Below are 1,215 nucleotides of genomic sequence, written 5' to 3' on the forward strand. Positions count from 1 at the left end.
TTTTTTTGAACTATTTTTAGGTTTCATGATCTGATCATCTAAGCAATGACAAGGATGATTATCATGACCTATATAGAGCCAACCCTTTGGGCACAAAAACAGTTCGGTCAAGCCCACCTTAATGACCCTAGACGCACTCAAAGACTCGTTGCTCTCGCAGCCTCACTGGCCGAGCAGCCTGGCGTACCCGTCTCGAAACTCATTATATCCCCTGCTGAAATGGAAGGGGCTTATCGCTTCATCCGTAATGAGCAAATCAAAGCAGAAGATATCGCAGAAGCGGGTTTTTATGTCACCGCACAAGAAGCATTAGAGCAACAAACACTTCTTGCCTTAGAAGACACCACTTCTCTCAGTTACTCCCATCGCAGCATTCGAGATGAACTCGGGCACTCTAATCAAGGCAATCGACATCGCGCCATGTTTGTACACTCAACCTTACTTTTTGCTCCCGACACTCAATCTGTTATTGGTTTAATTGAACAACAGCGCTGGACTCGTGATATAGAAAAGCGAGGTCAAAGGCACCAGCATGCGACTCGACCATACAAAGAGAAAGAAAGTTATAAGTGGGAACAAGCCTCTCGCCATGTCGCTGAGCGACTTGGCGATAAAATTTCGGATGTCATTTCTGTGTGCGATAGAGAAGCCGACCTATTTGAATACCTCACTTACAAGCGAGAGCAACAACAAAGGTTCCTCGTTCGCTCAATGCAAAGCCGCTGTATTGAAGAGCACGATAATCGTCTTTATAGCTATGCTTCTACCCTGTTATCAGCCGGAGAGAAAGTGCTCGAAATACCGCAAAAAGGCGGTCGTAAAGCTCGCAAGGCTCATTTAGATATCAAATATGCCCCCGTGACACTCAAGTCTCCTGCTAACAAGAAAGAGTTCGATAACATTCCGCTTTACTACGTGGGATGTATAGAACAAGGAGAGAGTGGTAATAAGCTCGCATGGCACTTACTGACTTCAGAGCCGATAACGAGCAAGGAAGAGGCACTCAAAATCGTCAGTTATTATGAGCGGCGCTGGCTGATAGAAGATTTTCATAAAGTCTGGAAAAGTGAAGGGACTGAAGTTGAGCAACTGAGAATGCAAAGTAAGGATAACTTAGAAAGGCTCAGCGTCGTTTTGGCTTTTATCGCGACTCGGTTACTCCAGTTGAGGTTTATGAATGAATCAGACGAGTTATCTAAGAGCAGTTGTGAGCAG

The 1,215-nt window shown here is 45.1% G+C and carries 1 protein-coding gene; it reads left to right on the forward strand.

The features are described from left to right. Positions 1-63 precede the first annotated feature (63 nt). On the forward strand, positions 64-1,215 hold a 1,152-nt coding region (locus JC606_RS23155; protein ID WP_233090625.1), incomplete at its 3' end, for an IS4 family transposase.

This window comes from Vibrio sp. IB15, assembly GCF_016406055.1.
Taxonomy (GTDB): domain Bacteria; phylum Pseudomonadota; class Gammaproteobacteria; order Enterobacterales; family Vibrionaceae; genus Vibrio; species Vibrio chagasii.